General features: G+C 73.5%; 2 protein-coding genes and 1 riboswitch. Of the genes, one reads left to right on the forward strand and one right to left on the reverse strand.

Translation table 11 applies throughout. The features are described from left to right. Nucleotides 1-97 precede the first annotated feature (97 nt). Nucleotides 98-2398: a 5-methyltetrahydropteroyltriglutamate--homocysteine S-methyltransferase gene (metE, locus tag PSU4_RS30570; RefSeq protein WP_147116114.1), complete on the reverse strand. Its 2301-nt coding sequence runs from the start codon at nt 2396-2398 to the stop codon at nt 98-100. Nucleotides 2399-2516: 118 nt separating this feature from the next. Beyond that, a riboswitch (cobalamin riboswitch) is annotated at nt 2517-2733 on the reverse strand. A gap of 409 nt (nt 2734-3142) precedes the next feature. On the opposite strand from metE, the gene PSU4_RS30575 reads away from it, so the two are divergent. After that, nucleotides 3143-4378 (forward strand): coiled-coil domain-containing protein, encoded by a 1236-nt coding sequence (locus PSU4_RS30575; RefSeq protein WP_147116115.1) that lies wholly within the window; start codon nt 3143-3145, stop codon nt 4376-4378. The last annotated feature ends 104 nt before the right edge of the window (nt 4379-4482 follow it).

Genomic DNA, 4482 nt, shown 5'->3' on the forward strand with positions numbered 1-4482 from the left:
AGGCGCGGCGAATCGTCGGACCGGCACGCGCTCCGCCTGAACGTGACGCCGAGTGCCCGGGGGAGGCCGCAACCGCCGCCCCCGGGGCGCACGGCCGCTACCCCGCCTCGCGGACCACCGCGGCCGCGGCGACGAGGTTGCGCAGGGTCTCGACGGCCTCCGCCTCCCCGCGGGTCTTCAGACCGCAGTCGGGATTGGCCCACAACCGCTGCGGGCCGATCTGGTCCAGCGCCGCCCGCAGCAGCAGCGCGATCGACGCCTGCGACGGCACCTCGGGCGAGTGCACGTCGTAGACGCCCGGGCCGAGCGCGCGCGGGACTCCCGAGCCCAGTTCGGAGAGCACCTCCATGCGCGAGCGTGCGGCCTCGACGGTCGTGACGTCGGCGTCGAGGCCGTCGATCGCGCCGACGACCTCGCCGAACTCGGAGTAGCACAGGTGGGTGTGCACCTGGGTGGAGTCGGACACCCCGCCGGTGACGAGCCGGAACGAGTCTATCGCCCACTCCAGGTACGCTGGCTGGTCCGCCGCACGCAACGGCAGCAGCTCCCGCAGCGCCGGTTCGTCGACCTGCACGATCCGCAGACCGGCCGCCTCCAGGTCGCGCACCTCGTCGCGCAGGGCCAGCCCGACTTGCCGGGCGGTGTCGCCGAGCGGCTGGTCGTCACGCACGAACGACCAGGCCAGGATCGTCACCGGCCCGGTCAGCATGGCCTTCATCGGTCGCGACGTCAGCGACTGGGCGTAGGTGCTCCACCCGACGGTCATCGGTTCCGGTCGCGACACGTCGGAGTGCAGCACCGGCGGCCGGACACAGCGTGAACCGTAGGATTGGACCCAGCCGTGCGCGGTCGTCGCGAAGCCGCCGAGGTGCTCGGCGAAGTACTGCACCATGTCGTTGCGCTCGGGTTCGCCGTGGACGAGGACGTCCAGCCCGATGTCCTCCTGCAGCCGCACCACGCGCTCGATCTCGGCGCGCATCCGACGCTCGTACTCGCTGTCATCGATCCGGCCCGCGCGGTGCGCGGCCCGGTCGGTGCGGATGTCCGCGTTCTGGGGGAACGACCCGATCGTCGTGGTCGGCACCGGCGGCAGCCGCAGCGTGTCGGCCTGTGCCTTGGCCCGAACGTCGCCTGCGGCACGCCGGTAGTGGTCGGGCCCCAACGCGTCGAGGCGGGCGCGGACCCGGTCGTCACGACCGGCCGGACGCGCGGCCCGCACACGTGCCTCGACGAGCTCGGCGGTGACGTCCTCCCCGTCGAGCGCCCGCCCGAGCAGCACGACCTCGGCGACCTTCTCGCGCGCGAACGCGAGCCGTTCGCGCAGGTCGGCGTCGAGTCCCGTCTCCCGGGAGGCGTCGTAGGGCACGTGCAGCAGCGAGCACGACGTCGCGATCTCGACGCGGCCTGCCGTCCCCAACAGCGTCGCCGCCCGCGACAGCGCGCCGTCGGGGTCGGTGCGCCAGACGTTGCGGCCCTCGACGACGCCGGCCAGCACGGTCTTGTCGCGCAGCCCGGTGAGTGCCCCGGCCGTGTCGACGTCAGCCGTCCCGGCCACCAGGTCGAGCGCGATGGCGTCGATCGGTGCGTTCGCCAGGACCGGCAGGGCGTCCCCGAGCGGGCCGAAGTAGCCCGCGACGAGCAACCCCGGCCGGTCGGCAAGCCCGCCGAGGCGGTCGTAGGCGCGGCGCAGCGCGGCCAGCTCGGCCGGCGTGCGGTCCGCGGCGAACGCCGGCTCGTCGAGCTGCACCCACTCTGCTCCTGCCCCGGACAGCTCGGTCAGGAGCCGGGCGTAGACGTCGAGCAACGAGTCGAGCAGGTCGAGCGGGGCGAACCCGTCGGGCGCGCCGTCGGCGGCCTTCGAGAGCAGCAGGAACGTCACCGGCCCGACCAGCACCGGGCGTGTGGTGATCCCCTGCCGGCGTCCCTCCAGGAAGTCGGTGACCGGGGTGCGGTCTGCGAGCCGGAACCGGGTGCCGGGCCCGATCTCGGGGACCAGGTAATGGTAGTTGGTGTCGAACCACTTGGTCATCTCCAGCGCGGGCGCACCCGCGGCGCCGCGGGCCATCGCGAACAGCAGGTCGAGCGGGTCACCCGCCGCGAGGCCCGCGAACCGGGTCGGCACGGCGCCGACCGTCAGCGCCGCGTCGAGCATCTGGTCGTAGAACGAGAACGTGTTACCGGGTACCGAACCCAGGCCCCCGTCGCGCAGCTCGGCGCGGGTGGCCGCCCGAAGCGACGCGGCGATGGCGCGCAGCTCGGCGGCACCGATGTCGCCACGCCAGTAGCGTTCGACAGCGCGCTTGAGCTCACGGTCGGGGCCGATCCGGGGGTATCCGAGCACGGTCGACCCGAGGCGGGGGCGCGTTCCCCGGGTCGTCGACGGGACGGTGTCTGGCACTGCTCTCTCCTCGCGAGCGGTGGGAGACCCGGGCCGCCGCGGGAGGGACGCCGCGGGCACACGTGTGCCCGAGGTCCGTCGGGCCCACCCGGCGAGGCCACGGATCAGCGCGCGCCGGTCGGCACACGCACCGGCGGCAGGTATTCGGACTCGTGGGCGTGGCAGATGGTCCTGCCGGTCCTAGTGGCCGTCGCTTCCCGGGCTCGTTCCCAGTGCTTCTGACGGCGGTCGTTCCCACTCACCGCTGCGGGGCAGTCCCGGACTCGCACCGGGTTCCCTCTTGCCTCGTGCCGCTCCCGTGAGGAGTTGCACGAACCGTCGGCGTGATCACGATAGCCCGTGCACCGCCCGGACACGACGGGCCCAGCGGTACAGCACAAGCCCCGAGGAGCAGCACGGCGACCAAGCTCACGCTCACGCGTGAGAGCCCCCGGCCCAAGCGCCACGAGCCGCAGAGCCCCGCCCGCGGGGCGGCGCCGAGCATGACCCTCGTCCGACGTCCGCCAGCGGTAGCCCGCCGCTCAGCACCGGCATGCACGAACCCAAGCTCGATACCCGCGCTGGCAGCGGCGGGGGCCGCCCACGACGCCGCCCAGGCCGACGACGAACGCTACCGGCCGCCGGGCCGATCTACAAGATAAGCGACATTATCTTGTGCTCGTTTCATAGCATAGCATCGCGTTGTGATGAAATGCGATGCTATGAAAGTTGCCGTTATGCTATGAAATGGCTAGGGTGTGGGGCGTGAGCGAGAGCAACGCGGGCGGTGGCGTGGTGGGTTGCGGCGCGCAGGTCCCGACGGTCCCCTGCGAGTTCCCGATGCCGGGCGGGTGCCCGAACGTCATGGACTACTCCGGCACGGGCCGCAAACCGAAGTACTGCCAGCAGGTGGTCGACGGGCTGCGCCACGCCGCCTACAGCGCCTACCGGGTGGCCAGCGGAGCGATCACGGTCCCCGCCCCCGGCAGCCACCCGCCGGCCCCGACGGGCACGCCCACTCCCCCACACCCGGTCACCCAGGCCCGCGCCGACGTGGCCAAGCTGCACGAACAGCTGGGCAACCTCGTCGACCGCCAGCTCCAGCCCCTGCTGGTCCAGCTCGTCGAGGCCCTGCACATCGCCGCCGACCCCGACTCCGCCACCGCCGAGGTCGACGCCGCCCACCGCGAAGCCCGCACACGCATCGACGCCGCCGACGCCGCCGCCGAGGACGCGCTCGCCCGTGCCGTCACCGCCGAACGCGCCGCCGAAGACGCCCGCGCCGCCCAGACCGCCGCCGAAGACATCGCCGAGCAAGCCCTGACCGAGCTCGACGAGGCCCGCGACCAACGCGACCAGCACCAACGCACCGCCACAGCACTGGCCGACGAGGTGGCCGAGACCCACACCGCGCTCGCCGCAGCCGAGGCCGACGCCACCACCACCACCACTGCCCTGACCGAAGCTCACAGCGAGGTCGAGCGCCTCACCAGCCGGCTCGCCGCGGCCGAAGCCGCACGCGACGATGCGCGCACCGAGCTCGCCGCCACCACCCAGCACCTGGCCGACGTCACCGAGTCCCGCGACGAAACCCGCGCCGCGCTCGCGACCGAACGCCGCGAACTCGGCGAACAACGCCGCCGCGCCGAACTCGCCGAACAGCGCACCGCCCGCGACGACCTCACCATCTCCTCGCTCACCGACCAGCTCACCGCGGCCCGCGACGACGCCCGCGACCAGGCCGAACGCGCCGCCGCCGCCCGCGCCGAACTCGCCGCCGCCACCGCGCAGACCACCGCCCTGCGCGAGGCCGCCACCACCGCCACCGCCGCAGCCACCGCCCACGCCGAGCAACGCCTCGCCGATGCCCGAACCCGCCACGACGAGCAGCTCGCCGACCTCCGGGCCCGCCACGACGAACAACTCGCCGACCTCCGGGCCCAGCTCGACCGGGCCCAGCTCGACCCGGCCCAGCCCCAGACAGGAGCCGACACCCCATGACCGCCGCCGGCCTGCTCTGAACAGGAGGAGCCCCTCTCCTGCCCGGCCAGATGGGTGATCGCCCCGAAGGGGCCCTGCCCGATGGACACGTCGCACCGCGAAGA

Origin of the sequence: Pseudonocardia sulfidoxydans NBRC 16205 (genome assembly GCF_007989085.1) — a bacterium.
Lineage (GTDB): Bacteria > Actinomycetota > Actinomycetes > Mycobacteriales > Pseudonocardiaceae > Pseudonocardia > Pseudonocardia sulfidoxydans.